Annotated in this window: 20 protein-coding genes; 8 read left to right on the top strand and 12 right to left on the bottom strand. The window is 59.8% G+C overall.

Annotated elements, in window-relative coordinates:
• The first annotated feature begins 91 nt into the window (after window positions 1–91).
• Both psbC and cobW read left to right on the top strand, forming a co-directional pair.
• Entirely contained in the window at window positions 92–1471 is a 1380-nt protein-coding gene (psbC, locus tag NW804_RS02750; RefSeq protein WP_414410745.1) for a photosystem II reaction center protein CP43, read from the top strand.
• A gap of 128 nt (window positions 1472–1599) precedes the next feature.
• Window positions 1600–2634, top strand: a complete 1035-nt coding sequence (gene cobW / locus NW804_RS02745) for a cobalamin biosynthesis protein CobW (protein ID WP_414422803.1) — start codon at window positions 1600–1602, stop codon at window positions 2632–2634.
• A gap of 24 nt (window positions 2635–2658) precedes the next feature.
• Here the strand turns inward: cobW and NW804_RS02740 are convergent, their stop codons facing one another.
• The 6 genes from NW804_RS02740 to NW804_RS02715 all read right to left on the bottom strand — a co-directional run bounded on the left by NW804_RS02740 (window position 2659) and on the right by NW804_RS02715 (window position 7889).
• Window positions 2659–3618 carry an NAD-dependent epimerase/dehydratase family protein gene (locus NW804_RS02740; protein WP_414422802.1) on the bottom strand — a complete coding sequence of 320 codons (960 nt, stop codon included), beginning with the start codon at window positions 3616–3618 and terminating at the stop codon, window positions 2659–2661.
• A gap of 164 nt (window positions 3619–3782) precedes the next feature.
• Window positions 3783–5144: a proton extrusion protein PcxA gene (gene pxcA, locus NW804_RS02735; protein WP_414422801.1), complete on the bottom strand. Its 1362-nt coding sequence runs from the start codon at window positions 5142–5144 to the stop codon at window positions 3783–3785.
• A gap of 94 nt (window positions 5145–5238) precedes the next feature.
• Entirely contained in the window at window positions 5239–6687 is a 1449-nt protein-coding gene (locus tag NW804_RS02730) for a glycosyltransferase (RefSeq protein ID WP_414422800.1), read from the bottom strand.
• A gap of 61 nt (window positions 6688–6748) precedes the next feature.
• Window positions 6749–6865 carry a photosystem II reaction center X protein gene (locus NW804_RS02725; protein WP_414361544.1) on the bottom strand — a complete coding sequence of 39 codons (117 nt, stop codon included), beginning with the start codon at window positions 6863–6865 and terminating at the stop codon, window positions 6749–6751.
• 100 nt (window positions 6866–6965) lie between these two features.
• Complete coding sequence (locus NW804_RS02720) at window positions 6966–7328, bottom strand: ferredoxin-thioredoxin reductase catalytic domain-containing protein (RefSeq protein ID WP_414410750.1); 363 nt, start codon at window positions 7326–7328, stop codon at window positions 6966–6968.
• Between the two features lie 156 nt (window positions 7329–7484).
• On the bottom strand, window positions 7485–7889 hold the full coding sequence (locus tag NW804_RS02715; RefSeq protein WP_414394759.1) for a universal stress protein: 405 nt from the start codon (window positions 7887–7889) through the stop codon (window positions 7485–7487).
• 182 nt (window positions 7890–8071) lie between these two features.
• Here NW804_RS02715 and eno point away from each other — a divergent pair, with 182 nt between their 5' ends.
• Window positions 8072–9370: a phosphopyruvate hydratase gene (eno, locus tag NW804_RS02710; protein WP_414394758.1), complete on the top strand. Its 1299-nt coding sequence runs from the start codon at window positions 8072–8074 to the stop codon at window positions 9368–9370.
• Here the strand turns inward: eno and NW804_RS02705 are convergent.
• The gene (locus NW804_RS02705; RefSeq protein ID WP_414422799.1) at window positions 9367–11433 is read right to left on the bottom strand and encodes a prolyl oligopeptidase family serine peptidase; all 2067 of its coding nucleotides are present in this window, start codon (window positions 11431–11433) and stop codon (window positions 9367–9369) included. The two genes, eno and NW804_RS02705, sit on opposite strands and share 4 nt — an antisense overlap.
• A gap of 86 nt (window positions 11434–11519) precedes the next feature.
• Here NW804_RS02705 and treZ point away from each other — a divergent pair, with 86 nt between their 5' ends.
• A complete protein-coding gene (gene treZ, locus NW804_RS02700; RefSeq protein WP_414421037.1) occupies window positions 11520–13373 on the top strand; it encodes a malto-oligosyltrehalose trehalohydrolase in 1854 nt (617 codons plus the stop codon).
• 62 nt (window positions 13374–13435) lie between these two features.
• Here the strand turns inward: treZ and NW804_RS02695 are convergent, their stop codons facing one another.
• From NW804_RS02695 to NW804_RS02685, 3 genes are all read right to left on the bottom strand, one after another.
• Complete coding sequence (locus tag NW804_RS02695) at window positions 13436–13825, bottom strand: hypothetical protein (RefSeq protein ID WP_414422798.1); 390 nt, start codon at window positions 13823–13825, stop codon at window positions 13436–13438.
• A gap of 139 nt (window positions 13826–13964) precedes the next feature.
• Window positions 13965–15491, bottom strand: coding sequence for an FAD-binding oxidoreductase (locus NW804_RS02690; protein WP_414421035.1), 1527 nt, complete (start codon window positions 15489–15491; stop codon window positions 13965–13967).
• 16 nt (window positions 15492–15507) lie between these two features.
• Complete coding sequence (locus tag NW804_RS02685) at window positions 15508–16836, bottom strand: four-carbon acid sugar kinase family protein (RefSeq protein WP_414422797.1); 1329 nt, start codon at window positions 16834–16836, stop codon at window positions 15508–15510.
• 135 nt (window positions 16837–16971) lie between these two features.
• Here NW804_RS02685 and phoU point away from each other — a divergent pair, with 135 nt between their 5' ends.
• The 3 genes from phoU (at window position 16972) to clpB (ending at window position 22690) form a co-directional block, all read left to right on the top strand.
• Window positions 16972–17613, top strand: a complete 642-nt coding sequence (gene phoU / locus NW804_RS02680) for a phosphate signaling complex protein PhoU (protein WP_414410756.1) — start codon at window positions 16972–16974, stop codon at window positions 17611–17613.
• A 129-nt stretch (window positions 17614–17742) separates the two neighbouring features.
• Entirely contained in the window at window positions 17743–19953 is a 2211-nt protein-coding gene (locus NW804_RS02675) for a ribonuclease R family protein (protein WP_414422796.1), read from the top strand.
• Window positions 19954–20047: 94 nt separating this feature from the next.
• Window positions 20048–22690 carry an ATP-dependent chaperone ClpB gene (clpB, locus tag NW804_RS02670; RefSeq protein WP_414394818.1) on the top strand — a complete coding sequence of 881 codons (2643 nt, stop codon included), beginning with the start codon at window positions 20048–20050 and terminating at the stop codon, window positions 22688–22690.
• Window positions 22691–22695: 5 nt separating this feature from the next.
• On the opposite strand, the gene NW804_RS02665 is transcribed toward clpB, so the two are convergent.
• Both NW804_RS02665 and NW804_RS02660 read right to left on the bottom strand, forming a co-directional pair.
• The gene (locus NW804_RS02665) at window positions 22696–23097 is read right to left on the bottom strand and encodes a SaoD/DsrE family protein (protein WP_414422795.1); all 402 of its coding nucleotides are present in this window, start codon (window positions 23095–23097) and stop codon (window positions 22696–22698) included.
• 483 nt (window positions 23098–23580) lie between these two features.
• Window positions 23581–24660, bottom strand: a complete 1080-nt coding sequence (locus NW804_RS02660; RefSeq protein WP_414421031.1) for an ABC transporter substrate-binding protein — start codon at window positions 24658–24660, stop codon at window positions 23581–23583.
• Window positions 24661–24682: 22 nt separating this feature from the next.
• Between NW804_RS02660 and nadC the strand changes: the two genes are divergently transcribed.
• A complete protein-coding gene (gene nadC / locus NW804_RS02655; protein WP_414422794.1) occupies window positions 24683–25525 on the top strand; it encodes a carboxylating nicotinate-nucleotide diphosphorylase in 843 nt (280 codons plus the stop codon).
• Window positions 25526–25528: the final 3 nt, after the last annotated feature.

Here is a 25528-nt window from a genome sequence, read left to right as displayed (position 1 = left end):
TCCTGCGGATCCCAGCGGCTAGGGATCCCAACGGCAGGTGCTTCCACTTAGCCAATCAATCAATTGTCCTGACGATTGGAGGTTGGTCTCTGTGACCTCAACAACAATTGGTTCTGTAGTGGTGCAAGATCGCACCCAAGGCGGGTTTGCCTGGTGGGCTGGGAATGCCCGCTTGATCAATCTCTCCGGTCGGCTTTTGGGTGCCCATGTAGCCCATGCTGGCCTGATGGTCTTCTGGGCGGGAGCGATGCTGCTCTTCGAGGTGGCTCACTTCACGCCCGATCGGCCCATGTACGAACAGGGCCTAATCCTGATGCCCCATTTGGCTACCTTGGGCTGGGGAGTTGGCCCCGGCGGCGAGGTGGTGGACACCTACCCCTACTTTGTGATTGGTGTGCTGCACCTCATCTCCAGTGCCGTGCTGGGGTTTGGGGGTGTTTATCACGCCATTCGCGGCCCAGAAACCCTGGAGCAGTCTTTCCCCTTCTTTGGCTACGACTGGAAAGACAAGAACAAGATGACCACCATCCTAGGAATTCACCTCATCCTCCTGGGGCTGGGGGCTTTCCTGTTGGTGGCCAAGGCTATGTGGTTTGGCGGTGTCTATGACACCTGGGCTCCCGGCGGTGGAGATGTGCGGGTCATTACCAACCCCACCCTCAACCCGGCAGTAATCTTCGGCTATCTGTTTAAGTCTCCTTTTGGAGGCGAGGGCTGGATTGTTAGCGTCGACAACATGGAGGATGTGATTGGAGGCCACATCTACATCGGCATCATTTGCATTGCCGGTGGGATCTGGCACATCCTCACCAAGCCCTTTGGCTGGGCTCGCCGCGCCTTTATCTGGTCGGGAGAGGCCTATCTCTCCTACAGCTTGGCGGCGGTTTCGCTCATGAGCTTCATTGCCACCTGCTACATCTGGTTTAACAATACTGTCTACCCCAGTGAGTTCTACGGACCCACGGGACCGGAAGCCTCTCAGGCGCAAGCCCTCACCTTTATCGTGCGCGACCAGCGCTTGGGGGCGAACATCGGCCAAGCCCAAGGGCCTACGGGTCTGGGTAAGTACCTAATGCGCTCTCCCACGGGCGAGATCATCTTTGGGGGCGAGACAATGCGCTTCTGGGATGTGCGGGCGCCCTGGAAGGAGCCGCTGCTGGGGCCCAACGGCTTGGATCTGGACAAGCTGAAAAACGACATTCAGCCCTGGCAAGCTCGCCGGGCGGTGGAGTACATGACCCACGCCCCGTTGGGATCCCTGAACTCGGTGGGAGGTGTGGCTACTGAGATCAACACCGTAAACTTCACCAGCCCGCGCACTTGGCTGGCGGCCCACAACTTCATCCTGGGCTTCCTGTTCTTTGTCGGCCACCTGTGGCACGCCGGTCGCGCCCGTGCTGCTGCTGCCGGCTTTGAGAAAGGAATTAGCCGCGAGGACGAGCCTGTCTATCGGATGAAGCCAATCCGATAGAAAGTGCAGGTCTTTCCAACTAGCACCTTTGGCCCCCAGTGGGGGGCCTTTTTTTGGGATCCCCCTGGTCGGGATTGGCGGGGAAGGCGGCGAGGGTAGAGACTGGGAGAGCTGAATCCTTGAAGAAGATGCACAAAGTCCCAGTTACCGTCATCACGGGATTTTTGGGATCCGGCAAGACGACGCTGATCCGTCACCTCCTGCTCAACAGCCGGGGTCGCCGCATCGCTGTTGTGGTAAACGAGTTTGGCGAAGTGGGCATCGATGGCGAGTTGCTGCGAGACTGCCAACTCTGCGAGGGAGAGGTCTCCATTCTGGAGCTGGTCAACGGCTGCCTCTGCTGCACAGTGCAGGAGGAGTTTTTGCCGACCCTGGAGGCGCTGCTGCAACGGCGGGCGGAGCTAGACAACATTGTTATTGAGACATCAGGGTTGGCTTTGCCCAAGCCGCTGGTGCAGGCTTTCCGCTGGCCAACGATTCGCACCGGTGCCACTGTGGATGCGGTGATTGCGGTGGTAGACGGCCAGGCGCTGGCTGCGGGGCAGCTTGTGGGGGATCTGGCGGCCCTGGAGGCCCAGCGGCAGGCAGACGAGAGCCTAGATCACGAGACACCCATTGAGGAGCTGTTCGAGGATCAGCTAAGCTGTGCCGATCTGGTGTTGCTCACCAAGGTGGATCAGATTACGCCGGCGGAGCGAGCGCAAGTGGAAAGCTGGCTGCGCCAAAAATTGCGCCCTGAGGTTCAAGTCCTCCCTTGCGAGCGGGGCCAGGTTGCCCCAGAAGTGCTCCTGGGCTTCAACGCAGCCGTGGAAGATCAACTCGAGCGCCGCCCCAGCCACCACGACCACGGGGAGGAGCACGAGCACGAGGCCTTTGAGTCTTTCTGCCTAAGCCTGGAGGAAGGCTATGAGCCGGGATCCCTAGTTGCCCAGTTGCGTCAACTGGCGCAAGAGGAATGCCTCTACCGGGTGAAGGGCTTTGTAGCCGTGCCCCACAAGCCAATGCGCCTGGTGCTGCAGGGGGTGGGAGGGCGATTTGAAACCTACTACGATCGCCCTTGGCGCCCCCAAGAGCCGCGTTTAACCCGCCTGGTGTTCATTGGACAGAGACTTAACCGGGCGCGCATTGCCGCAGAGCTTCAGGCCCTAGCTGCCACCCGCTGATCCCTGGGATCCCTCAAGAGCGGCCTAGAGGTAGGCCTCCAGGAGGGAGGCTACAGTGGGGAAGCGGCAGGGCAAACCCAGGGCTGCTGGCGAAAGGGCGGGATGATAGACAAAGTGGCGGTGGCGCAGACAATACTCATCCCACTCTGAAAGCCGCACCCCAAACAGAAAAGCCAGGCGGCGGAGGAAGCCGATGGGCAGAGGCAGGCGGAAGTAGATCCGCTTTTTGAGATAGGCGCACACCTGTTCCACGCACTCGTCTAGGGAGAGGGGAGGATTGCCCAACACCCAATCGCCGCCACCGGGCGGATGGGCCACCCAGTAAGCCACCATCTCGGCCACATCGGCGGCGTGGATGAAGTGGAAGCTGGCATCCACCCGCAAAAAGCGGATGAGATCCAGCCAGCGGAGCACATCCTTGAGGCCGGCAGTGATGTGGGAGTAGGGGTGGTAGGGGCTACCGCCAAACAGCAGGGTGGGATAGAGCGTGAGCAGGCGATCCGGCCAGAAGCAGCTTTCCTGCCGCCGCAGTAGCATCTCGTACTTGCTGCGGATGTAGTCGGTTCCGGCCTGGCCAGCAATGGCCAAGGGCTCGAGAGCCTGGTTCAAAAGGCTGGCTGTGGAAAAGTAGATCACCTGCTGACAGCGCTGGGGATCCAGCAGCTGAAAGAGCTCCAAGGTGTGGGTAACATTCACCGCCCAAGCCAGCGAGGGATCCCCCCAAGCCGCTGCCATGTGGATTAACCCATGCATCTGCCGCAGCAAGGCGGCGTGTTCTCTAATGCGCAGGAGATCGCCATGCACCAAGGTAATGGGAGCAGGCAGCCGCTCCAGGGGCAGCCGCAGGCGGCTGGGATTGCGGACAAGGACGTACAGGTGGTAAGCGGGCCGCTCCGGAAACTCGGGATCTCTTTGCTGGGCTAGGCGCTCCAACACATAGTGCCCTAAGCAGCCGCTAGCGCCAGTAAGAAACAGGTTTCGCAAGAGCTCTTCCCAACCAGACTCGGTGAAAAAAAGCTTCTGACTAGTGTACCGCTTTAGAGCCTGCCGGCTGAAGGCAAGCCGCCTGGCTTGGAAAACCCCAGCATTGATCTGGCTGCAAGGAGGTCAGCCAGCTTCCTAAACTCCGGCATGGCAATGGGAGAACTTTAGTCATTCATAGCATGGTAGGTAGCTACTGCAGACGGCGATACACGGTTTAAGTAGCGGAAGATCCAGTACTTAAAGAGCGTATCTAGAAAAACTGGAAAAGTGGCAATAAAGCCGTAGATGAAATTGCGGTTTTCGGGCAAACCCAGGTGCTCAGCTAGACTACTTAGCAAGACTTCCCAGCCATGGGGAGAGTGATAGCCAACAAACACATCGGTGAAGAGAATGATGATGAAAGCCTTGGCGCTATCGCTCAGGCCATAGATTAGGCGATCTAGAAAGGACTTAAGAACTTCAATTTCTTCACGCCCGACAAAGACTAGCCAGCCAAATACCGCCAGGGATAGCAAGTCGGCAAGGATGTTTTTTGGGCCTTCCAAGTTCTTACGGCTGTATTTTTGCAGCAGCTCCTCTGCTTTCAGGGAAAGTTGATCCTCCAACTCTGAGTCCAGCTCTTCTCGAGGTTGGTGACGTAAAGCCCGCTCAAACTCCATTTTTTCCTTGAAAAGCTCAAATTCCGCAACAGCTCTTTCTTGAAGTTCGTGGCTTAAAGCCACAAGGGTAGGCTCCTGAGGCTGCAGCCGATCCACCAACGGCCCAAACAGAAAGTGCTTCGAGAAAATCTGGACAAGTAGCGGCAAAATGGCCAGCAGCAACAAAAACCGAACTGCCACCAGTGTGCGCGTGCGTTGGCTGCGGTACTCCTGGAGCAACTCTTCTTCTGCCTGTGAACTTAACTCTCGGCGAATCTGCCTAGCTGTGCGCAAAAGGGAGCGAGGCAGGACGGCTGTTTTAGAAGCAACGGGGGCACTGCCATCCTCAAGAGGGGTCTTCTCAGCCTTGATGGGTTGAGCAGCAGGCTCTGCCTGAGTTGACTCGTCTTGCTCTTGGGGCTGGGGCCGCGTGGCGCTGAACTTGAGTGGAGGGGCAGGGCGCTTGTAGCGGGAGATAACCTGATCGATAAACTCTAGCTTCTCGAAAATGGAGGGATCCCTCTCAGCCCCCTTGCCCTTGGTTGTGGAGGGGCTGCTCTTGGCACTAAGATCCTCGGCGTCGTTGACTTCTGCAGCAACGCGAGGGCCACTGCCATCTAGCTCGGGATCGGGCAGGCGGGAAAAGAGACTGCTGGCTCTAAATTCTGCTAGACTAAGGCTAATCTGCCGCAGGTGCTGGCGCAGTTGGATCTGAAAGTAGTGGCTGGTGTTTTGGCCGTGGCTTCCGTTGCTGCCGATGACTCCTCCCTGGAAGTAGCGGTTTTCAATGGCTTTGATGCGAAGGGCAGCTTGATAGGCCCGATCAAGGGAGCGGAGGGGAGTACTTGAGATCCACTGGCCGAGCCTGCTCAGTACGGATTTCCCCATAGGGCGGTTTTTCTCAGGCCTGATTTTTCAATGGCTAGCTATTGTAACAACTCCCAAGAGGCCAGGCAGGGAACTGCCCTGCAGGAGTTAGGGTTTAGGATCCCTTGAAGTGCTTGAGGGCAAAGCCACAGATCTGCAGCAGCCGCAAGCCGTCGCGCAGATGGTGGATATTGGAGCGGCCATAGGTTCTGGGGAAATAGCGCACTGGAATGTCCAGGATCTTGAGGGTGCGCTTGGCCGCCCCTAGCAACAGGTCGAAATCGCCAAAGGGATCAAAATTCCCCCATTCTTGCCGCAGCTTGGCAATTTGCCAGTAGTCCTCCCGCCAGAGGGCCTTGGTGCCGCAGAGGGTATCTTTGACGCGAATGCCAAGGATGTAGGAAAGAAGAGCAGCAAAAAAGCGGTTGGCCCACTGGTTCAGGCGCGGCATCGCCTCCGGTTTCAGCGGATAAATGAGTCGGCAACCGTTGGCAAAATCACAGCGCCCGGAAGCCACCGCCCGGAAGAACTTGGGGAGGTCTTCCGCCTGGACAGTTAGGTCGGCGTCGAGAATGATCACCACGTCGCCCCTGGCTGCGGCAAACCCCTGGCGCACCGCATCCCCTTTGCCCTTGCCCTCTTGCCGGAGAGCCTGGATGGGACGGATCCCTTGGTATTCGGCCTGAACCCGCTGAATCTCGGCCCAAGTGTCGTCGCTGGAATGCCCCTCTACGAAAAGGATCTCGGTGCGGGATCCCATCTCGGGCAGCTGCTCCACGCAGCGGCGAATGTTGCCAGCTTCGTTGCGAGCTGGAATGATCACGGTGCAAGAGGGCTGTTTCTCAGGGGGGGGATCCCAGTTGGGATCCGGTTGGAGACGGGCAATCGTGTATTCCGTCAGGCAGAGGGCGTTGATCCCTGGCAAGGGGGCAATCACGCGGTTCACCAGGGTTGAGAGCAGGGGGATCCGCCGCGGCAACAACAACCGCTTGCCCTGCTGGATAACCTCATACCCCGCCAGATGGAGCAAATTGGCCACATCGGCTGCCGAGAGCCAGTTGGCTGCTGGTAGGGGCCTGCGCTGCTTCAGAAGGGTTGCCAAGTTCAAAAGCGGCTCCCAAAGGGGGTTGTGATGGGAAAGAATAAGGCGAGTGCGCGGGGTGCAGAAACAGCGCAACTGCTCAAGAACCTGCTGAATATCCCTCAGGTAGCTGAGAGTATTGACGAGCAAAATGGCGTCAAAAGGCTGGGCCAAGATCGGATCCCGCTTGTCCAACCTATGGAGATCTTGCAGGCGAAAGTGGAGGTGGGGAAATTGCTGCTGGGCCTGGGCAATGACCTCGGCATCTTGGTCGATCCCCACTCCAAAACTGGGCCGCAAAGCGTTGAGCAGAGCCCCTGTACCGCAGCCAATCTCCAGAATGCGCAGACCTGGAGGCAGAAAGAAGCGGAGCAGCCGCTCCAGATCCTCGTAGTAGTAACGGTTCTTCTGCTGCCAGTAGTGAAGAGGGCATCCAGAGGCTGGCAATAGACTTTGGGAAAGCTGATTTTTTGCGAAGTTCAAGGCCTAACCTTTGCCGCCGCTGCTCAAAGGTTTGCCCGCGGTCAAGCCCTTTGCCAAGGCTTTAGCGGCGACGCACCCTGTCTCTATAGCTAACAATCACGATGGCGCCAAAGAGGAGACCCAGCACTACAGCGCCGTACACCAGGCTCCAGAGGAAGCTAGCCAATGAGGGAGTCATAGAAAGGTTTCCTCCTCGGGCAAATAGCCGTTTCCAACTGCCTCTCAATTATACCCAGCCTCGTGACCTTGGTTTGCCTCCGTCTCCTAGCGGGGAGACCCTAGGGGCTAGCTTGGTATTCCAGGTGTACCTCCTCTAGCGTTTGGCTGGTGCCGGCAAGGGGGTTGTCCGGAGTTAAGAAAAGCAGACAGTGGCATTCTTTTCGCTCCCGCATGGGTACGCAGGGACAGTTCCAATAGCCAGCTTTCACCTCCGCCTCTTTGTCTTCGTAGAAGCGGCAAGGACAGAGCGGGGCGCCCAGTTGCTCTTTGTGCAGAGCTAGGCCCTCAATCACCGCTGTCGTAATTGTGGGGTCGGAGCAGAAAAAAGTGCCGGTACGTTTGGCGTAGGTTTCTGCAAAATGGCGCATCACCTCGAAGGTTTTCTGCGAGGCCTTGTTGTAACCACGACTTTGATTTTCCATACCGATTCCCAGGGGTGTAACCAGTAATCCGGGCTACCTCGCTCTTCGTTGTACAGCAGACTCCTGTTCAACACGAACAAAAACGGCCTTGCTGTTACACAAGGCAACATTTTGAGACAACTTCAACACACTCCCCGGAAAGAGAAGGTCTGCTCTTCAGGGTACTACCAGCACTGGGCAAGGGGAGAGGTCGATGACCCGGTGGCTGACAGATTCGTTTTTCCGGCCTTCGGCTAGGCTGATGCCGCGGGATCCCATCACAATTAGGCTAATCTCTAGCTCGTCTGCCACGTCGCAGATGACGAAGGGAACTTTTCCCTCGCGATACTCGCTCTTGACGTTTTGGATCCCAATCTGCTGCAGGCCAGCCTCAGCGTGTTTGAGCAGGTTGTGGATAGTTTGGCGGGCTTGCTCCACCTGCTCTGGGTCTAGCTCTGTACTGTCTAGGACGGAGAGCAGATATACCTGACTCTTGTAACGCTGCGCTATGTCCGCCACCAGCGGCAGGGCATGGCTGGTTTCCCGCGAGTTGTCGATGGGAAAGAGCAGTCTTTCGAACATAGTCGCAGATTCCCCCTCCACCCCACCCGGACTACTCTGCCTATTCTACTTCCGCTTCTCTTGAAACAGGGGCAAGCCGTTAAAGTTTTCCGGAAGCAAAGGGATCTAGGGGCGAAAATCCACTAGTCTATTGGCAATTGGGCTTTGGCCAGAACTGTCTAGCCAATTGCTGAGGTGCAACTGTGGAAACGGCCATCGAGTGGATTACCGCCCATGAGATCCTCGACTCGCGGGGACAACCGACCTTAGAAGCTCTGGTGGGCCTGGCCAATGGAGCAACCGGCTTGGCCCAGGTGCCCAGTGGCGCTTCGACTGGCACTTTTGAGGCTCACGAGCTGCGGGATGGGGATCCCAGGCGCTACAGCGGCAAGGGCGTGTTGAGGGCGGTGGAAAACATTCTTGGCCCCATCCAGTCGGAGCTGCGGGGAGAAGATGCCCTCAACCAGGCCCGCATCGACCAGTTGATGATCGATCTGGATGGCACCCCCAACAAGTCGCAACTGGGAGCCAACGCCATCTTGGCGGTCTCTTTGGCCACGGCTAAGGCGGCTGCCAATGCGGTGGGCCTGCCTTTGTACAGGTACCTGGGCGGACCCTTTGCCAACCTGCTGCCAGTGCCGCTCATGAATGTGCTCAACGGCGGCGCCCACGCCGACAACAACCTCGATATTCAAGAGTTCATGCTCGTGCCCATTGGGGCACCCAGCTTTCGCGAGGCGCTGCGCTATGGGGCGGAGGTGTTTGCGGCGCTAAAGCAAGTGCTGCAACAGAAGGGGCTGTCCACGGGGGTAGGAGATGAGGGGGGATTTGCCCCCAACCTCGACTCCAACGCTGCCGCTTTGGATCTGTTGATAACCGCTATTGAACGAGCGGGCTACAAGCCAGGGGAAGAGGTCGCCTTGGCCCTGGATGTAGCGGCCAATGAACTGCTGGAGGATGGGCAGTACCACTTTGAGGGCAAAGCCCGCAGCGCCGAGCAGATGGTCAATTACTACGAGCAACTGCTAGCCAACTATCCCATCCTTTCCATTGAAGATGGTCTGGCCGAAGAAGATTGGGCTGGCTGGCAGGCCATGACTGCTCAACTGGGATCTCGCGTGCAACTGGTAGGGGACGACCTGTTTGTTACCAACCCAGCTCGGCTGCAGAAAGGCATCGACAGCGGTGTGGCCAACGCCATTTTGATCAAGCTCAACCAGATTGGCACGCTGACAGAAACGGTCTCGACCCTTCAACTGGCCGCTCAGGCGGGCTTTCGCACCATCATCAGCCACCGCTCCGGCGAGACGGAAGACACCACCATTGCCGACCTGGCGGTGGCCACCCGCGCCGGCCAGATCAAAACTGGATCCCTTTGTCGCAGCGAGCGCATTGCCAAGTACAACCAACTGCTGCGCATCGAAGACGAGCTGGGGGAAGCAGCAGTTTATGCCGGTCGGGTGGGCCTGGGCCCTCGGGCCCTGCCGGCGCGAAGTCGCTAGTCGGTCTGGATCCCCAGCACCTCCACCAAAAAGGCCCAGCGGTCGGCGGTCTCTTCGATAAGCTTGGTGGTGGGCTTGCCGGCTCCGTGGCCGGCTTTGGTGTCGATGCGAATGAGGATGGGCTGGGATCCCCCCTGGGCTGCTTGCAGGGCAGCGGCAAACTTAAAGCTGTGGGCCGGCACCACGCGGTCGTCGTGATCGGCGGTGGTAATTAGGGTGGCGGGATAGGCAGTGCCGGGCTTGAGGTTGTGCAGGGGGGAATAGGCGTAGAGGGCCTTGAACTCCTCTGGGTCCTCCGGGGATCCATACTCCGAGATCCAGGCCCAGCCGATGGTGAACTTGTGAAAGCGCAGCATGTCGAACACCCCCACGGCGGGCAGGGCTGCCGCAAAGAGATCCGGCCTTTGGGTCAGGCAAGCCCCTACCAAGAGGCCGCCGTTGCTGCCACCAGAGATGGCCAACTTGGAGGGGTTGGTGTAGCCATTGGCCACTAGCCACTCAGCCGCGGCGATGAAGTCGTCGAACACCTTTTGCTTGTTGAGCTTGGTGCCCGCCTGGTGCCAGGCTTCCCCGTATTCGCCGCCGCCGCGCAAGTTGGGCTGGGCGTAAACCCCTCCCATCTCCAGCCAGGCCACCAGGCCCACCGAAAAGCTGGGAGTCAGGGAGATGCCAAAGCCGCCGTAGCCGTACAGCAGGGTCGGGTGATCCCCTGTCCGAGCCAGGCCACGGCGGTGGACGAGGAACATGGGGATGCGGGTGCCGTCTTTGCTAGGGTAGAACACCTGCTGCACCTCATAGGCTTGGGGATCGAAGTCCACCTGCGGCTGACGGAATAGGGTGCTCCTGCCAGTGGTGAAGTCGTAGCGGTAGATGGTGGGCGGGGTGGTGAAGCTGGTGAAGGTATAGAAGGTTTCGGTGTCATAGCGTTTGCCGCCAAAGCCGCTGGCGGATCCCAGCCCTGGCAAGGGAATTTCCCCCAGGTAGGTGCCGTCTAGAGCAAAGGTCTTGATCTGGGTGTGGGCGTCTTTGAGGTAGAAGGCAACAAATTGGTTGTTGATGAGGCTAACCCCTTGCAGGGTTTCCTCGGCTTCAGGGATCACCTCTTGCACCTGCCCTGGGTTGTCAAGATCAATGGCCACCAGTCGCCGCCGGGGGGCGTTGAGGTCGGTGAGCAGCCAAAAGCGGGAGCCGTCGTTGCCGACAAAGCTGTACTCGGCCTCGAACTCGCGGATAAGCTCCACCACTGGCGAGTTGGGATCCCGCAGGTCTTTGTAGAAGAGGAGGTTTTTGGGATCCGTGCCCCGCCAGACGGAGATGATGAGGTAGTTGCCATCTTCGGTAACCCCGCCGGCAAAGCCCCACTCTTTTTGGTCAGGGCGGTGGTAGACTAAGGGATCTTCCGACTGGGGAGTGCCCAGGCGGTGGTAGTAGAGCTTTTGGAAGTAGTTGGCGCTTTCGTATTCCCTGCCGGGGGGCGGCTCGTCGTAGCGGCTGTAGAAAAACCCCTGTCCGTCCGGCGTCCAGCTGGCCCCCGAGAACTTAATCCAGCGCAAGTGATCCGGCAGGTCTTCTCCCGTTTCAATATCGCGCACCTTCCACTCTTGCCAGTCGGAGCCGGAGCGGGAGAGGCCATAGGCCAGATAGCGCCCATCGCGGCTGATGGCAATGCCCGAAAGGGCCACGGTGCCATCTTCGGAAAGGGTGTTGGGATCTAGCAAAACCCGGGCCTCGGCCTCCAGGCTCTCTTGGGTATAGAGAACGCTCTGGTTTTGCAGGCCGTCGTTTTTGAAGTAGAAGTAGCGGCCCCCTTCTTTGAAAGGCTGGCTGTATTTTTCGTAGTTCCAGAGCTGGGTTAGGCGCTCCAGGAGCCGCTGCCGCGCCGGGATCCGCTGCAAGTAGTCAAAGGTGAGCCGGTTTTGCGCCTCGACCCAGGCCCGCGTTTGCTCAGAGTCCAGATCCTCCAGCCAGCGATAGGGATCCGGCACTGCTTGCCCATGGTAGACGTCGACAACGGTGGGATCCGGATGGCTAGGAGGGTAGTTGAACATAGAGACGGAGAGCAAGAGGCCAATTCCACTATGGCAGAAGCCTAAAACTGCCGGGGGGCAAGCCTCGCTATAGTAGAAGCCGAGTTGCGCAGACAGGTTTCGTGCTTCCGCGTTCCCCGGTTGGACGAATTGGCGCCTATCCCTTGGGCGAGGGCCGCTATCGCTTCTCGGTTTGGGCGCCTTTGGTTGAACGAGTCGAGCTAAAGCTGACTAGCCCCGTCCGACGGCTCATCCCTCTGACCCAAGATGAGCAGGGCTACTGGCAGGGGGAGGTGGAGGGGATCCCGCCTGGACCGGTGGACTACCTCTACCGCCTGCACACCGCAGTGGGGGTGGTGGAGCGGCCAGATCCCGCTTCCCGCTGCCAGCCCTACGGCGTCCATGGCCCCTCGCGGGTGGTGGATCCCCACTTTGACTGGCAGGATCAGGGGTGGAAGGGGATCCCTCTCTCCCAGTGGATCCTCTACGAGCTGCACGTGGGCACCTTTACCCCGGAGGGCACCTTTGCCGCCATCATTCCTCGCCTGCCGCAACTTGTGGAGCTGGGGGTCAACGTATTGGAGCTGATGCCGGTAGCCCAGTTTCCAGGGGAGCGCAACTGGGGCTATGACGGCGTCTATCCCTATGCCGTGCAGACTAGCTATGGGGGAGCAGCGGGCCTGAAAGCGTTGGTGAACGCCTGCCATCAGCAGGGCCTGGCTGTCGTCTTGGATGTGGTCTACAACCACCTGGGTCCGGAGGGGAACTACTTGGGGGATTTCGGCCCCTACTTTGCCGACAAGTACCGTACGCCGTGGGGGAAGGCCATGAACTTCGACGGCCCCTATTCGGACGGGGTGCGGGAGTTTTTTCTGCAAAACGCCGAGTACTGGCTGGAGGAGTTTCACCTAGATGGCCTGCGGCTGGACGCGGTGCATGCCATCTACGACTTCAGCGCCTACCCTTTTTTGCAGGAATTGGCGGAGCGGGTGGATGCCCTAGAAGCGCGCACGGGCTGGCCCAGGGTGCTTGTAGCTGAAAGCGACCTCAACGACGTCCGCCTCATCACCCCCCGCAAGCAAGGGGGCTACGGGCTAGACGCCCAGTGGTGCGACGACTTTCATCACTCGGTTCACACCCTGCTTACTGGGGAAAAGACAGGCTACTACCAAGACTTCGGCCAATTGGAGCACCTGGCCAAGGCCTACCGGGAGAGCTACGTCTACTCCGGCCAGTACTCCCGCTACCGACTCCGCCGCCACGGCAATTCCGCCGTCAGCAGGCCGGGATCCCAGTTTGTCATCTGCATTCAAAACCACGACCAGGTGGGCAACCGCATGTTGGGGGAGCGCCTCAGCCAGCTCACCTCCTTTGCGGGCCTGAAGTTGGCCGCCGCTGCCCTGCTGCTAGCTCCTATGTTGCCGCTGCTGTTTATGGGGGAAGAGTATGGGGAGGTGGCCCCCTTTCTCTACTTCATCAGCCACGGGGATCCCAACCTGGTGAAAGCAGTGCGCCAGGGACGCTGCCGCGAGTTCAGCGCCTTTGCCTGGCGGGGCGAGCCCCCGGATCCCCAGGCAGAGGAGACCTTCTTGCGCTCCAAGCTGAACTGGGAGTTGAAGGAGGCCGGTCACCACCAGGTTCTCTGGAAGTGGTACCAGACCCTGATCCGGCTGCGCAAAACCCAACCGGCCCTCCAGCACCTAGAGCGGGAGGGGGTGGAAGTGGAGCTGTTTTCCGGCTCTGGCCTGGCCCTGCACCGCCGCCAGGGATCCCAGTCTTTGCTTGCCCTTTTCAATTTCAGCCCCGATCAGCCAGTCACCTATACCCAATGGCCCAGCGGCACCTGGGAGAAGCTTTTGGATAGCCACGAGGCCCAGTGGTTGGGAAAGGGATCCCAACTGCCGGCAGAAAGCCAAGGGGATCCGGTTGAGGTACTGGGCTATGGGGTGGGCCTCTATGGTGCTTTGCACCGCTAACGCAGATGGCTGCGGCCAGAAGGGAAATCTCGACCGCTCCAGACCTGGCAAACGGAAACGGTCTAGCCGATCTTCGCGCCGCGGAAATAGAGGGAGTCAGGCAAGGGCCTGCGAGCGAGGCTGGGATTTCGGGAAGGTTCGCTCACTGGTTGGCCGCGATAGGTCAGCTTGGGCTTGGCAGGGTTGCCCGTAGGAGCAGCCTCTGGTTGGGACTGCACGGGTACGCCCGGCGACAGTTGAGCCCACACTTCCGCGTGATTCTCAAACTGCACCACAATGCTAAGAAATCCCCTTTCAAGGTCGGCGCGACAGGCAGATATCGCGTCTTGGGCGCATTTGCACACTTGCCGACGGGCGTAGAAGTGATTCTGAAACCTGATCACCTCCACCAAACCCTGAGGAGTCGAAGCCCAGAAGCCACTCTCTGCATCGCTGTAGTCGAGAATAACCATGGCTAACTCCTACACTGACGAGTGGATGGATAAAGAATTCCCAACTCTTCCACTATGGATATCAAACGTCGTGAAACGTAATGGTGATGTCGTGAAACGTAATGGTGATCTTGATTACATTGACAATGTTTCGATATCACTATGGGAATAACTTGTAATCTTGACCGCAGCCGTAGCGCCAAGCCTCGCGGCGCCGCTTCCAGAAGTAGTCTTGGGGGTCGGTTTCCAGCTCCGGGCGATCCGTTAGCCTTTGCAGCAGCTCGTAGAGGCCAAGGGCGCCAAAGTGGCCCGCCCATGCCACCAGCTCCGGCAACCCCAACCGAGGCAAAAGTCTGGCTACCAAGCTGGGATCCCGACGCGTCACCCCCCACAGGGCCTGGGCCAAGCCGCCAAGCTGCACCACATCCTGCAAAAAGGGCTGCACCACCTGGGGTCCGGCGGCAACCATGGCTTCAAATACCCTGCTCAACAGGCGGTTAATGCTATGGGGATCCCAGTTTTCCTCTCCCAAAGGAGGGATCATTGCTTTTTGAAACAGCCAGGTTACCGCCAAATTGGGCTGGTAGGGCTGCAGCAGGGCCAGGGCCGCCCGATCCAACTGCCGCTGGGCTAGAGCCTCGTGGATTCCCTGTTGCAGACGATCCAGATGGCGCAACATTGCCCCAAAGCCGCCAAAGCTCAAAGGCGACTGGCTGCCGCTACTGTCTCCTACTGCCAGAAGGCGATCCCAGGGCAGTTGCAGCGGGCTGCGCCGGTAGGCGGGGAAAACGCCACACAGCTTGCGCACCCAGCGGATTTGCTCCAGCTCAACCCCCTGGTAGGCAGGGAGCAGCCGGCAGTAGTCCTGCCAGAGCCTCTCTAGACTCGGTCGGCGGGGATCCCGGTCGCAGTAGGTAAACAGATAGGTGGTGCGCCCATCGCGGGCGGGGAAGGCCTCCCAGAAGGGCTGGTAGCCGTTCTGGGCTGGGGTAAAGCTGTAGAACAGATCCCCCGTGGGTTGCTCCGGCAGACCCTGGGCACAGGATCCCACCACCAGACAGACGCTGTCCGGCGGCTGCCCTTGGCGGGCCTGGGCCACGATGGGGGAGCGGTGCCCCATGGCATCCACCAGGAGCTGGGCGCTGAGCTGGCCGGTGGTGGTCTGGATGCGGATCCCGTCGGGGTGGATTGTGGCGCCAAGAAAGCCAGTTTGCTCCTGCAACTGCCCTCCCCAGTCTAGGAAGTGCTGCTTGAGGAACTCCAGCAAGCTGACCGGATCCACGCCCACATTGAGCACCCCTTCCACCCACCAGGTGGGGCCCTCCCCAAAGCCAATGCGCCCTCGGGGGTAGTGGGTCACCTGCACCGCCTCCCATTCGGTTGGGGTGAGCAGCTCCAGCTCCAACAGCACTTGTAGCTCTCGCCGGGAGGTGTTCCACTCCTGCTCCCGCCCCCGCAGGATGCCGCGCTCGATTAGGATCACCCGCCAGCCCCGCTTGGCTAAGGCCGCTCCCAAGAGAAGCCCCAGGGTGCCGCCGGCAATCACCACATCGGCATCCGGGCTGCCCAGGCTCTCAGAACAGCAGTGAACCACCGCCGGAGGCAGCACCGTTGGTTTCTGCCGCAGGGATCCCCACCAGCCCTCCAAGGCAGGCAGAGTTTCAGGTGGGGAGACGAGTTCAGCCATGGCGGGAAGGACTAGGCTAGACCAAGCCGCGGCTGCGGAGGCGACGGTAGATCAAAACCAGCGTATCCGCCTCGCCCACGTTGCCCGGAAACAGCACTACCGGCAAGTTGGGAAAGCGGGGATGGTCTGCTGGCGTGAGCACCATGGAGATCCCTGGGTAGATCTGCCCCAGCAGCCGCACCGCTGGCAGGTTGAGGCCAACGCTGAGGATGTTGTTGGAGGTAATGCCGCCCTTGCTAACGAGATAGCCGATCCCTTCCGGCAGCCCCTGCACAATGGCCATCAACAGGCGGGAAACTCTCTGCCCAAAGGCCAGCCGTGCCTCCGGGTTGGCGCCGTCAAACCCCACTTCTTCCCGGCTGGTGTAGACCACCGGCGTCAGGCCCTGCCCGTAGGCGCGGTGGACTTGCTCCAGGATTGCCGGCAGCAGCTCGGCTTCCTTCCCCGGCTCCAAGAGCCGCCTTACCTCCACCTCGATGCCCTGGATCCCTGGCTCCTGGAGCAGGCGGGCCAACTGCTGGCTGGTCTTTTGGACATGGGATCCCACGATCACCACCCCTGGCCGGTCAGAGCGGACAAACTGCCCCATCTCTTCTGGCGGAACCGGCTGCGGCGGCAACTGGGCCAAAGCCGTCAAGAGGCTGGCGGCGCTGCGAAACAAAAAGCGCTTCCCCTGCTCTATGGCCGCCCAGACATCCTGGGCAAAACGATCCAGATCTGCCTGGGTTTCTCCATCCACCACACAGCAGACATTCCCCCCTAGACCTAAAAGCTGCTCCAGACAGCCAGCGCGAATCTGCTCTAGAGTCAATCGCACCACCTGCTCGGCCCGGATCCGCCCCTGGGTCTTTTCCTGCACATACTCGGGCAAATAGCTGTGGTGGTAGCCAAACACCGCATCGCGGGCAAACTCCGTCTCATGGACTGGCACCCAGCGGCCCTCCACCCGTAGATAATGGACACTGTTGCGGGTGATGCGTCCTCCTTCAAAAAAGGCCGGCACCAGAAAGTGGGCATCAAAAGGCCCCAGCTCCGCCGCCATCACATCCGTCTCCAAGGGATAGTGCCCGCGCAGCGTCGAGTCGGAGCGGCTGATGAAAAGGGCCCGCTCCCACCCCAGCTCTCCCATGGCCTGCTTCAGGGCCCGGCAGACCGACCGCGTCACCTCGGCAGCCTCCGCCGCTGGCAGGGATCGCGTGTTGGTGAGGATAAAGCGAATTGGCGAGCTATCCTGTAACCCCAACTTGAGCGTTTCCAGATCCCAGCGGGTCAGCAGCAGGCAGCTATGGACAGTCTGGGATCCGGTAGGGTCATCGTCCAAAACGACAATGGGGAGACGGCTCATCCCTGTCCTCCAGCGCGGAGAGTGGGAGCCAGTTTTCCACTGCTCAAGAAAAGTTTGCCATGATCAAGATCTACAAATGAAATTTACAGGCTCTGGAAGCTGCAAACGACAGCAGCTATTCCCAGGGAGAAAGCCATGGGGCAAGCTGAGCTGCAACTTCAGATCAAGCGGATTCAGCAGGATGTGCTGCGCATGGGGGCGCTGGCGGAAAAATCGCTGGTCTTGGCTCAGCAAGCCCTCTTTGAACAGAACTTAGCTGCCGCCGAACAGGCCATCGACCAAGACAAGCAAATCGACCGCTTCTATCGTCAAATCGAGAAAGACTGTATTGACCTCATCGCCTTGCGCTCGCCAGTGGCGCGGGATCTGCGCTGGATCAGCACCCTGATGCAGCTGGTTCGGGATCTGGAGCGAATTGGCGACTACGCCAAAGACTTGGCTGAGGTGGCTTTGCGCCTGGCTCTCTACCCCCCGCCGCCCCAGCTGGGGCGCATTCGCGTGATGATGCGGCGCTGCCAGAAAATGCTCAGCCATAGTCTTGCGGCCCTGACGGAATTGGATGCCGAGCTGGGCCGACAACTCAAGCGGGAGGACGACGCCGTTGATGAAGATTACACCAACCTTTACAATACGTTGGCGCAGCAGTCTGACGTCAAGGGATCCATCGAGCCTATCCTATTGATGTTGCTGGCTATTCGCTACCTGGAGCGGCTAGCTGACCACAGCACCAACATTGGCCAGCGGGTGGCGTTCATCGTCACGGGCCACCGCGACTAGCTTCAAGGCGTTGAGTTTGCAGGTTTTGCTCCTCTCTGCTTCCCTGCAATGGACTTCTCTCGGATTTTTCATCATTTTCTCTCCCAACCTGCCGAGCAATGGAGCGATAGAGAGACGCTGCTAGCCCTTGTGCCAACTTCTGATCCCGAAGCAGTGGCAATGCTGGACATTGCCCTCGATGGACTAGTGCGGGCGGGGTTTCTTGAACGAGCGGGGGATCCGCCTCGCTACCGGCGTAAGCCGGATGAATCCTTGGTCGTGGGGCGGTTGCGCTGCTCCAACAAGGGCTTTTGCTTCGCCGTTCGGGATGAACCGGGGGCGGAGGACGTGTACATCCACGGCAGCAACCTCAATGGCGCTTGGAATGGCGACCAAGTGATAGCCCGGATTACCAAAGAAGGCAATCGCCGCCGCAGCCCTGAGGGAGAGGTGGTGGCTGTAGTGGAGCGGGCCAACCCTACGCTGGTGGGCCGTCTCAAGCAGACGGAGGAAGGCTTTCGGGTAGTGCCCTTGGACGACCGGCTGCTGTTCGAGCTCGTCCTGAGCGAGCCGGATCCCTCCTCCCCAGCGCCTGTTTCTGAGCTGGCTGAAGGTCGGCTGGCCTATGTGGAGGTGAAGCGCTACCCCCTTGGCAACCTGCCGCCGGTGGGCAGCATCCGCAAGATTTTGGGCCATGGTCCCGAGGCTTCTATCGACGTGGATCTGGTCTGCTGTAAGTACGACCTGCCCCAGGAGTTTCCCCCGGCGGTGTTGGAAGCGGCAGCAGCCTTGCCCAAAAAGCTAAGCCGCCCTGACCAGAAGGGCCGTCTGGATCTACGGGATTGGTTTTGCATCACCCTAGAACCGCTGGACTTGCAGCACCCCCACGGCCTCGAGCCCAATGTGGCCGTCTCCCTGCAGCGGCAAGAAGAGGGCCACTGGCTGCTAGGGGTGCACATTGCCGACGTGGCCCACTGGCTGGATCCGGATCACCCGCTGGAGCAGGAGGCGCAGCGGCGCACCGCCACGGTTTACCTGGATAGCGTGGTGCTGCCCCTTTTCCCGCCGGAAGTGCATAGCCGCCTGGCTCTCTTGCCGCAGCAGGAGCGCCTGGCCTATTCGCTGCTAATCACCATTGACGCCGAGGGGGTGGTGCGGAACTTCGAGATCCACCCCAGCCTGGTGCGGTCACGGGCCCACCTCTCCTACGGCCAGGTGCAGGCGCTTTTGGCCACTGCTGCGGATCTTGGCCCCGAGGAGGAGGTGCCAGAATTGATGGCCCTGCTGCAAAACCTGCTCCGTCTTAGCCAAATCCTACGGGTCAAGCGCCACCAAGCTGGTGGGTTCGACCTGCCGCTTTTGGACTTGCTCACCCCCTACTCTGCCGACGAGAGCGGCTACGGGCCCCTCCTGATTAGCGATCGCTTTGGCGCCCACGCCCTGATGACCGAAATTCTTCTGCTGGCCAACCAAGTTCTGGGCCACCACCTGCGCCGGCTGGGGATCCCCTCTTTGGCCCGCGTGCAGAAGCCCCCCACCGCTGAGGCCCTGCAGAACTTCCTGCGCCTGGCCAACGCCATGAAGCTGGATCTGAACTTGCAGGAGCCGGAGACGGTAACGCTGGCCGATTGGCAGCGGATCTGTGCCCGCATCACTGCCCCCGATGTGTTGGCCGCGGGGACTAGCCCAGCCTTGGTGGCCCAGCTGTTGGCTACTCTGCCCCCCGTCGAGTATTGCCTGCAGCCTCTGCAGGATGGACATTTTGGCCTAGGTCTCAAAGAGCCCTATGCCTCTTTTACTGCCCCTTTGCGCCGCTATGCCGATCTGCTCAACTTGCGGGCTCTGGGTCTGGCTCTAAGCAAAGGGCGCAATCGGCGTAGCCCTCGCTCCAAAACCGTGGTGGATCTGCACAGCCCCAGCGGCTACGACCAACTTGATTGGCAGGTGCTGCCGCCAAAAGTGCAGGAGGAGTGGCAGGCCTTTCTCCAAGCGCAACTGCCCAAAATCCAGGCGGGGTATCAGCTCCACCAACAGGCAGAGCGGGAGCTGATGGGCTTGAAGCGGTGCGAGTTTATGCAAAAACACCTCGGGGAGACGTTCCCCGGCCTGATCGTCAGCGTCCAGAGCTACGGCTTTTTCGTGCTAGTAGATCCCATTTTGGCAGAAGGGCTGGTGCGGGTGAGCACCTTGAAAAACGATTGGTACGAATACCGCAAACAAGCCCTGGTGGGGCGAAAAACCCGGCGCCAGTTCCGCCTTGGGGACCGGGTGGAGGTGCAGGTCAAGAACGTGGATTACTACCGCCAACAGATTGACCTGGCGGTGATTGGCGAGGGACGGCCCTGCGAAGAGGAGGAATGAGGCGGGGATCCCTCCCCCGAGGGACGGTTGTTACGAACTCCAACTTTGGCCCAATGGGCGATATCTGGATTGAGAGAACAACTTGCGAACTCCTATGCAGCCCACCAATCCCAACCAATTTACCGAGAAAGCCTGGAGCGCCCTGGTTCAATCCCAGGATGTAGCCCGACGCCACCAACAGCAGCAGTTGGAAACCGAGCACCTGCTTATCTCGCTTTTGGACCAAGAGGGCGGCCTTACCCCAATAATTCTGCAGCGGGCTGGCATTGAGCCAAGGCGGGTGCGGGATCGCGTCGAGGCTTTCATCAACCAGCAGCCAAAATTGGCGCGGGTGGATCAGCTCTACCTGGGCCGCGGCCTGGAGACCACCCTGGATCGGGCCGAGGAGTTTCGCAAAGAGTATGGCGATGATTTCATCTCGGTGGAGCACCTGCTCCTAGGAGCCCTAGACGACGAGCGGGTGGGCAAGCGGGTTCTAGCACCCCTGGGTCTGACGGTCGAGCGCCTTAAACCCGTCATTCAGCAAGTGCGAGGCAAGCAGCGGGTTACCGACAAAAACCCGGAGGCCCGCTACGAAGCCCTGGAGCGCTATGGCCGCGACCTTACTAAAGCCGCTCGCGAAGGGAAGCTGGATCCGGTCATTGGGCGGGACGAGGAGATCCGCCGGGTCATTCAGGTGCTCTCCCGCCGCACCAAAAACAACCCCGTGCTCATCGGCGAGCCGGGCGTGGGCAAAACCGCCATTGTCGAGGGCCTGGCCCAGCGCATCAACCGGGGAGATGTGCCGGAGTCGTTGAAAAACCGGCGGGTCATTGCCTTGGACATGGGATCCCTGATTGCTGGGGCCAAGTACCGCGGCGAATTTGAAGATCGCCTCAAGGCCGTGCTGAAGGAGGTTACCGAATCGGAGGGCCAGATCATCCTCTTCATTGACGAGCTGCACACGGTGGTAGGGGCAGGGGCCGCCGAGGGAGCCATGGATGCTGGCAACCTGCTCAAGCCCATGCTGGCCCGCGGTGAATTGCGCTGCATTGGCGCCACCACCCTGGATGAGTACCGCAAGTACATTGAAAAAGACGCTGCCCTGGAGCGCCGCTTCCAGCCGGTGTATGTGGATCAGCCCTCCGTGGAAGACACCATCTCCATCCTGCGCGGCCTCAAGGAGCGCTACGAGCTGCACCACGGAGTAAAAATCAGCGATTCGGCCCTGGTGGCAGCGGCGGTTCTCTCCAACCGCTACATTTCCGAGCGCTTTTTGCCCGACAAGGCCATTGACCTAGTGGATGAGGCAGCGGCCAAGCTCAAGATGGAGATTACCTCCAAGCCCGTCGAGCTAGACGAGATTGACCGGCGCATCATGCAACTGCAGATGGAGGAGCTTTCCCTCAAGAAAGAAGATGACCCCGCCTCCAAGGAGCGCCTGGGCAAAATTGAGCAGGAGCTAGCCAACTTGATGGAGCGGCAGCGGGAGCTGAGCGCCCGTTGGCAAATGGAAAAAGAGGCCATCGAGCGCCTGCAAAACCTCAAGGCCGAGCGGGACGCTGTCAAGCTGCAGATTGAGCAAGCCGAGCAGAAGTACGACCTCAATCGGGCTGCCGAGCTCAAATACGGCAAGCTGATGGAGCTGGAGCGCCAAATCCAAGAACAGGAGGCCTACCTGGCCAAGCTGCAGGCCAACGGCGAGCCCTTGCTGCGGGAACAGGTGACGCCCGAAGACATTGCCGAGATTGTTTCCCGCTGGACCGGGATCCCGGTCACTAGCCTAATGGAGTCGGAAAAGCAAAAGCTGCTGCGCCTAGAAGCCCATTTGCACCAGCGGGTGGTGGGCCAAGACGAGGCGGTAGCGGCAGTAGCGGCAGCCATCCGGCGGGCCCGGGCCGGCCTCAAGGATCCCAATCGGCCCATTGGCTCGTTCCTGTTCATGGGCCCCACTGGCGTCGGCAAAACCGAGCTGGCCCGCGCCTTGGCAGAGTTCCTCTTCGACAGCTCCGAGGCAATGGTGCGCCTCGACATGTCGGAGTATATGGAGAAACACTCGGTCTCCCGCCTCATCGGTGCTCCGCCGGGCTATGTGGGCTACGAAGAAGGCGGGCAGCTTTCCGAAGCGGTGCGGCGCCGCCCCTACTCGGTGGTGCTCTTTGACGAGGTGGAAAAAGCCCATCCCGATGTTTTCAACATCCTGCTGCAGGTGCTTGATGATGGCCGCATCACCGACTCCCAGGGCAGGACGGTAGACTTCAAAAACACCATCATCATCATGACCAGTAACATTGGCAGCGAGCTCATCCTAGAAATCGGGGGCGACGAAAGCCGCTATGAGGAGATGAAAAGCCAGGTGCTGACTCTGTTGCGGCAGCACTTCCGGCCGGAGTTCCTCAACCGCGTGGACGAGATCATCATCTTCCACGCCCTCACCCGAGAGCAAATCCGCCAGATCGTCAGTCTGCAGATGCGGCGGGTGGAGCAGTTGCTGGCGGATCAGCAAATCGAGCTCCTGCTTACCGAAGAGGCTAAGGACTACCTGGCCGAGCTGGGCTACGACCCCATGTTTGGGGCCCGCCCGCTGAAGCGGGTGATTCAGCGGGAGATCGAAAACCCCATCGCCACCAAGCTGCTGGAAAACGAGTTCCTGCCCGGCGACCGCATTCTGGTAGATGTGGCCAACGAGCGGCTGGTCTTCCGCAAGATTGGCTCTCAGCCCCGCCAGGAGCCGCCCGCTGCCGTAGCCGTCAGCTAGGCCTGTTACAAGCTGATCACTTGGTCAGGTGGGTTGTCTTTCAAGGCCGCGTAGAGGTCGGGGAAGCAGCCCACCTGCACGCCTTTAACCACGTTTTTGGGAACGCAGTAGCCCGGCTCCTTGCGTCCACGTCCCTGGGCGTCGCACCACTTGGGTTCCCCTTCCGCCAGGTTGCGCTCCAGGGCGCACATATCGCACATCATCAGCAAAATGTTTTGCGCTTCGGCAATCAGGGCCAGGCGCTCGCCGATGGGATCCCCCTGCCGCAAGACAAAGCAGTTGTCGTCGAAAAAGAACATGCCCACCACTTCTGCGCCGTGGACTCCCGCCTCAAGCTGCGGCAGGATCATCTGGCCTAGCTTGTAGGTGCCGCCGCGGGGGGTAATGAATACGTAAGCAACTTTCACGGCTAATTTGCTCCAATCGTCGCCAGTTATGATTATCACTGATTATCACTTAGGCAAGCCACTTGCGCCCACGGCGATGCAGAGAGGGCCGGTTCAAGCCCCTCACTCTAGCTTTTTTCTAGAGCTCTGCCTCCCAAAGCCTTACTGGCACCAGTTCCAGACCGACCAAGAGGTCGTGGAAGCCGTCTTGCCGCTTTCCCAAACCCGCTCACCCTCCGCTCGGGGAGCTGCCCATCGTCCACTCAAATCGCTTACGACCCTCGACTGGCGCAAGCAAGATTGTTCCCTCCCTCTACGTGCTCGCTAAGCCAAGGTGCTCGACAAGCCAAACTGGGCACGAGGGTTCCTGCGGATTTTAGCCAAACCAGAGGGATGTAAGGCTGAGCTAAGGGAAAGCTAGCAAGGGTGTCAATCTTGACTTAGACAAGCCAACAATCGCTATCTGCCCCTAGGGAGGTTACCGGGCCGCTGCAGGGCATAGGCCTAGCTCTTCTTGTAGTAATCAGGACCTTTGTTGACAAAGTCCAGGGTGTAGGCAGCTCGGTAGTTGATAGTTGGCTCAAAGACGCCTGCTACAGTCATGGTCTCAAAGAAGCTTTGCCAACGTTCGTGGGTCATGGCGCCAATGCCCTTTTCCAGGGCGTCGCCAGACAAAATGATGCCGTACTCTTTCAACTTCTCAAAGCTGTAGGCCAACTGCTCATCGGTCATCTCTGGGTTATCCCGCTTGATGAGGCGATAGGCGGGGCGAGGATCCTCGAGAAAGCTGTACCAGCCCTTGATGGAGGCATCGACAAATCGCTGCACCAAGTCAGGCTTGGTTTCCACCAATTGGCGCCGCGTCTCGATGGTCGTAGCATAGGGGTTGTAGCCGTAGTCGGCCAGGAGAAAAACGACTGGCTTAAACCCTCCTTGTTTTTCGATGGCAAAAGGCTCAGAGGTGAGGTACCCCTGCTGGGCAGAGCTGGGATCGGCCAAGAAGGGGCCAGGGTTGAAGTTGTAGGGGCGGGTTTGGTCGTCAGTAAAGCCGTACTTGGCTTTCAGGAAGGGCCAGTAGGTGGTAAAGGCCCCCTTGGACACGAAAATGGGTCGGCCCTTGAGCTCCTCCAGGCGCTTGGTGCCGGGATGGGCCAGGAGAACCTGCGGGTCTTTTTGGAAAATAGCCGCCACGCAGATGAGCGGGATCCCTTCCCGCACAGCGTTGATGACTCCCGCGCTTCCCCCCATGGCAAAGTCAGCAGCTCCACCGGCCAAAATCTGGGTGATGTTGACCTGGGGGCTGCCCATCTTGATGGTGACGTCTAGCCCGTACTCGCGGTAAATGCCTGTGGCCACCGCCTGATAGAAGCCGCCATGCTCCGCTTGGGCATACCAGTTGGTAGCATAGGAAACTCGGTCGAGCTTGGATCTCTGCGCCACGATGAGGGTGGGGGAAGTTCGCCGCTGCGCTTGAGCACCTGCTGCGGCCAGCAAACTGCCTCCTAGCGCGGCAGCTCCTGCTTTGAGCAACTGACGACGGCTGAAAGTGCCACTATTGGACTTAGGGGATCCAGCCGAGGCCATAAGCAACCAACTTCTGCAAAAGATGATGCAAGCATTCTACATCCCAGAGGAGACCCTGTGCGCCTGGCTACAGGAAGATCTTGGCCACGGCGATCTCACCAGTGAGCTGACCCTGCCCCCCGGCGTGGAGGGCGAGGCGGTGATCCTAGCCAAGGAGCCAGGGATCCTAGCGGGTTTGGAGATTGCCAAGCGGGTTTTCCGGCTAGTGGATCCCCAGGTGCAGTTCGCCCCCAAGGTAGAGGAAGGAGCCTCTGTGGTTGCTGGCCAGGAGGTAGTCCAGCTCAAGGGATCCCTGCGGGGCATTCTGGCAGCAGAAAGGCTGGCGCTAAACCTTCTCCAAAGGCTTTCCGGCATTGCCACCCTCACCCGCACCTACGTAGAGGCGCTGCGGGGAACTTCAGCCCAGCTTTTGGACACCCGCAAGACCACCCCTGGCTTGCGCGCCCTGGAGAAATACGCCGTTCGAGTCGGGGGCGGCAAAAACCACCGCTTTGGCCTCTTCGACGGCATCTTGATCAAGGAAAACCACATCCGCGGCGCAGGCGGCATCTCGGCAGCCATCCAGCGGGCCAAAGCAGGGGCCCCCCACCACCTCAAGGTCGAGGTTGAGGTACGCAACCTCCAAGAGCTGGAGGAGGCTTTGGCAGCAGGCGCTGATCTAATTCTTCTCGATAACTTCCCCTTGGAGCAGATCCGGGTTGCCGTTCAACGGGTAGGGGGGAAAGTTCCCCTAGAAGCTAGCGGCAACATGAACCTAGAGCGCGCCCGGCAAGCGGCTGAGGCAGGCGTGGATTACATCAGTGTGGGGGCCCTGACTCACTCGGCCAAAGCCTTGGATCTCTCTTTGCTAGTAGTGCGGCCCTAAGGT

The organism is Synechococcus sp. WC10meta (assembly GCF_047461475.1).
The sequence above is the reverse complement of the archived record's forward strand: the minus strand, read 5'-3'. Positions and strand labels throughout refer to the sequence as shown.

Bases quoted from the DNA above. Each gene is read 5' to 3' on its own strand.
- cobW (WP_414422803.1), top strand. From the start codon at position 1,600: ATGCACAAAGTCCCAGTTACCGTCATCACGGGATTTTTGGGATCCGGC.
- pxcA (WP_414422801.1), bottom strand. From the start codon at position 5,144: ATGGGGAAATCCGTACTGAGCAGGCTCGGCCAGTGGATCTCAAGTACT.
- NW804_RS02725 (WP_414361544.1), bottom strand. From the start codon at position 6,865: ATGACTCCCTCATTGGCTAGCTTCCTCTGGAGCCTGGTGTACGGCGCT.
- NW804_RS02720 (WP_414410750.1), bottom strand. From the start codon at position 7,328: ATGGAAAATCAAAGTCGTGGTTACAACAAGGCCTCGCAGAAAACCTTC.
- NW804_RS02715 (WP_414394759.1), bottom strand. From the start codon at position 7,889: ATGTTCGAAAGACTGCTCTTTCCCATCGACAACTCGCGGGAAACCAGC.
- NW804_RS02695 (WP_414422798.1), bottom strand. From the start codon at position 13,825: ATGGTTATTCTCGACTACAGCGATGCAGAGAGTGGCTTCTGGGCTTCG.
- NW804_RS02690 (WP_414421035.1), bottom strand. From the start codon at position 15,491: ATGGCTGAACTCGTCTCCCCACCTGAAACTCTGCCTGCCTTGGAGGGC.
- NW804_RS02685 (WP_414422797.1), bottom strand. From the start codon at position 16,836: ATGAGCCGTCTCCCCATTGTCGTTTTGGACGATGACCCTACCGGATCC.
- phoU (WP_414410756.1), top strand. From the start codon at position 16,972: ATGGGGCAAGCTGAGCTGCAACTTCAGATCAAGCGGATTCAGCAGGAT.
- clpB (WP_414394818.1), top strand. From the start codon at position 20,048: ATGCAGCCCACCAATCCCAACCAATTTACCGAGAAAGCCTGGAGCGCC.
- NW804_RS02660 (WP_414421031.1), bottom strand. From the start codon at position 24,660: ATGGCCTCGGCTGGATCCCCTAAGTCCAATAGTGGCACTTTCAGCCGT.
- nadC (WP_414422794.1), top strand. From the start codon at position 24,683: ATGATGCAAGCATTCTACATCCCAGAGGAGACCCTGTGCGCCTGGCTA.